The sequence below is a fragment of the Rubritalea profundi genome (assembly GCF_002954445.1).
GTDB classification, from domain to species: Bacteria; Verrucomicrobiota; Verrucomicrobiia; order Verrucomicrobiales; family Akkermansiaceae; genus Rubritalea; species Rubritalea profundi.
Map to the genome: position 1 here is coordinate 4099832 of NZ_MQWA01000001.1, position 4027 is coordinate 4103858.

At 51.4% G+C, this 4027-nt stretch carries 1 protein-coding gene; it reads left to right on the plus strand.

Annotated features, from left to right (window positions below; all coding sequences use genetic code 11):
* The first annotated feature begins 106 nt into the window (after nucleotides 1–106).
* Entirely contained in the window at nucleotides 107–3382 is a 3276-nt protein-coding gene (locus tag BSZ32_RS17900) for an Ig-like domain-containing protein (protein ID WP_165788931.1), read from the plus strand.
* Nucleotides 3383–4027: the final 645 nt, after the last annotated feature.

A 4027-nucleotide genomic window follows, 5' to 3' on the forward strand; every position in this document is an offset into this window, starting at 1 on the left:
GATGTACCACATACTCATGTCCGATTTATCCACGATGGATCGATCCGGTAAGCTCGCAAAGAACAAAGGATAATACTCCTAACAACTAATTAATTACCTTATGAAAATGAATACATCACCTGATCGATTATTTTTTCAGCTTTTTCTTATTTCAGTTATTATACCTCTAGTTGCTATGCTGGCTTTCCCTGCACTTGCTGCAGCGGGCCAACCGGTCGAAATTACCGGGCAGGTAGCGATGAAGTCGGCGAATTGTTTTAACCCGGAACCACACCATCATGAGATCGAGTTTTTTGTCGTCGACGAGAAAAAGAATACAAGGGTCCGGCTAAAAGGTGCCGACGAGTTTTTAAAGAACATCGGCCCCCGACAGCGGGTTCGAGTTCGGGGTATCCCTGTCAATGCAAATCCTAAGGCAACAGCGAGCGGCGCCCCCAGATCACGCGCTATAAATCGAGTTGAAATGCAGGTGGATGAGATTGAAGTCATTGCAGAACCTGAAGCAGCCGGGGTGACGGATCCCGGGAGCGCAGAGGGAGGCACTTCAGAATCTGCAACGGACGGAGCGGGCGGTTCCGAGACCGCGCAAGGTGCTAACACGCTTACCGAGTTGAGTTGCCTACTCGTTTTTGTGTCTACCAATACGCACGGTTGCATGACCTCGGTGACCAATGCTACGAAACTACTCTTTAACAATACAAACAATTCCAATGAGGGGATGCAGGCTATTACCAAGGGACGATATGGACTTAAACCTTTCGATGATGGTGATGGGGGAACCTCCAATGACCACATCATTGAGCTCACTCTCGCCGTCAATTCTGCTGATCATAATACTAGCTCGATTGAGACCCTGACCTTGAATGCTCTCTTTGGCACGGGTGGACAAGGGTTGACTCGTTTGGACTATGACCGAATCCTCATTTTTGCTCCAGATGGCATCACCAATAAAGGTTTTACCGCCTATGCGTATTACCCTTGGGGATCCTATACAACTAAAGGGATGGTGTCTGTATACGGAAATAGTTACGGAAATAGCCGTATGAATGGCTATCTACACGAGCTGGGCCATAACTTTGGTTTCGCCCATTCCTCCAAGGGTGGCTCAGAATACGGTGATGGCACCTGCGTGATGGGCTCATCAAGGAGCTCCAACAAAACCCAAACCTACAATGTCGCCAAGCTTCTGGAAAAGGATTGGCTGGACCTCTTTCCCAACGCGGAATTGGCCCTTTCCACGAACTCTGCGGACAGAACCATTGACCTCTACCCCCTGTCCTCGGACCCAAACGTGGTCACGGGCACGATCGCGGTCTCCTTCCCAGGCACCGACTACTACGCGGCCTACCGTCGGGACGCTCCCCCGTATGGCTACCTCTCCAAAGCTAGCGACATTGACAAGGTATTTATCTACACCCGCGCCAGTGGCAGCCTGATAAAGTCCTACCAGGTCCAAAATCTCGCTGTCGGAGGCAGTCACACAGGATCTGGCAAAGTCCACTTCGAGCGCTACGGCCCCAACAATGAATACGCCACGGTCAGCTTCGACATGGACGACGGCAATGCCAAACCGGTGGCGACGGCCCAGTCCGTCACCACAAATGTCAATAGCTCCTTAGCTATGACACTGAGTGGCACCGATGCAGATGGTAACACGCTTAGCTATGAAGTTGTGGAGGACCCCAGCAACGGATCGCTTTCAGGTACCGCTCCGAATCTCACCTACACACCGACCACCGAATTTGTAGGTGTAGACAGCTTTGTATTCAAGGTGAATGACGGTAAGATCAGCTCCTTTGCTACAGTAACGATCACAAGTAATGCGGCTCCGGTTGCCAATGACCAGTCAGCATCGGTATTCCTTAATACAGACGAATCGATCATCTTGACCGCTACTGATGCCAATGGCGACAATTTGACTTATTCGGTCGTGGGTGGCCCAAGCAATGGAACGCTTACTGGCACCGCGCCAAACCTGACTTACATCCCTGACTCGAATTACTCAGGAAGTGACAGCTTCACCTTCAAGGCCAATGATGGGTTGGTTGATTCCAGCACAGCAACGGTCTCCATCACCGTGTTGCCCTCGTCCAACGACCCTCCCACGGTGATCATCAACACCCCGGATCAAACCGTCTATTTGCAAACCGTGACCATCATACCAGGCCTCTATTACGGAACGGCTTCAGGCGACATCAATGAATCGACCCCCAACCCGGAAACAGAAATCCTGGTTGATGTCTCCAGCAGGACGGAAAACTCGATTGCGGGCAACACTACCGAAATCTACACCGGCAACATCTTCGATGCTGACGGCCAAATCAGCTTCACCGAACACATTGATGATAAAGCGCGCATCTGGATTGATGGCAATCTGGTGCTCTCCAATGATGCCTGGAACACTCGCACCCAGACAGCAAACTTGAACCTGGCACCCGGCTGGCACACCATCGAGATCCGTATCTCCAATGGCGTGGGCGGCAGCGGCCCGGTCGGCGGAGAAATCGGCATAGGCTATGACCCCGCCGGCGGGACGGCCTGGCAGATCCTGACGGATCCCGGCGATGGCAGCTTCCTGCGCATTAACCAGAACGCCGTTTCCGCCGCCACTGCCACCTCTCAGGAAATTACCATCACTCCGGTTGGCGCGAACACCTTCCACCTCTATGCCATGACCAATCAAACAATCAACGTCATAGAGGCTGTCGCAAACCTCGAGGGCACCGTTACCGATGCCGAACAAATCCCGACTACTACCTGGACAAGGGTAGGTGGCGCTGGGGCCGGGGATGTAACTTTCGGAGATGCATCCGCCGTTGATACCACTGCGACCTTTACTGAAGCGGGAATATACGTTCTCCGCCTGACCGCCGACGATGGCTATGACACAGTTTTTGAAGAGGTCGCCATCACCGTCAACCCTGCCCTACCGGCCGTCTATGCCTCTTGGATTAGCGGCTCCTTCAGCAACCCTTTCAATGACACCAGCATAACTGGAAACCCCGACGGCGACAATACCAACAACCTGCTGGAATTTGCTTTTGGCACCGACCCCACACTCGCTGACGGAGGACCACTGAGTAGCGATGGCACAACGATTGGTACAACCAATGGCGAACCCATCATTAAAGATGTCGAACCTAACAGTTTTGAATTCTACTTTGTCAGGCGGGATGATCATGGCAGCTCGGGCAGCCTGAATTACACCGTCCAATTCAGCAGCGACCTGTCCACCTTCTACAGCAGTGCTGTTGTTCCTGTGTTTGTCGCCGATTCAGGTACAAACGCAGACTACGAAGTAGTCAAAGTAACGTATCCATCTAGCCTCCCCAACGGCATGGCCGCCAAATTCGGCCGCATCCAAGTGACTGCAGCCCCTTAAGGGCCTGCCCCGCTATTGTGGACTGGCACCACCACAACCCGTAAGAAACCGCAGCCAACGCTGTTATCGATCGATGCAGTGCGCACACCGTTACCCTCACAACTTCTGAGACATCCAATAGTGTAGGCCAAAAAAGTAATCTGCAAGTTTGTTGATTGGTTACGAACTGGCTCGAAACGCAATTCCCCGGGGGGAGGTGTCATAAGTATCGAAGAAATTTAAAATGATACCGGCCAATCCACATCAAATTGTGTTGAAAATCTAATTCCGAAGTCAAAAAGTGGCAACGCAATGGCAACGATTCAAAAAAACAAAAACAACTAAAAACCAAAAATTCTATATTCCATATCGAGCCGCTCGAACAATCTATGAGACAGACTAAATGAGATGAGGAAAGAAGACACTACACGACAATTTTTTCATCCAGAATTACCAGGATTTCTAAAATAGGTTTCTGCTGCATCAAAGCTCACCATGCAAGAGTCAACAGCCACTCTCTCCTTGGACTGCTGGGGCTTGACACAGCCTTGTGGCGGGGGCGGCTTGACGCGCGCTGTGGCAGGATCACCCAGAATATAACCACTCCCCTAGCTCTCAAATCACACAATCAGCAACAGGCTTCATCCTATCGGTCGGAACACGGAG

Coding starts and splice junctions, on each gene's coding strand:
- BSZ32_RS17900 (WP_165788931.1), top strand. CDS start 107: ATGAATACATCACCTGATCGATTATTTTTTCAGCTTTTTCTTATTTCA.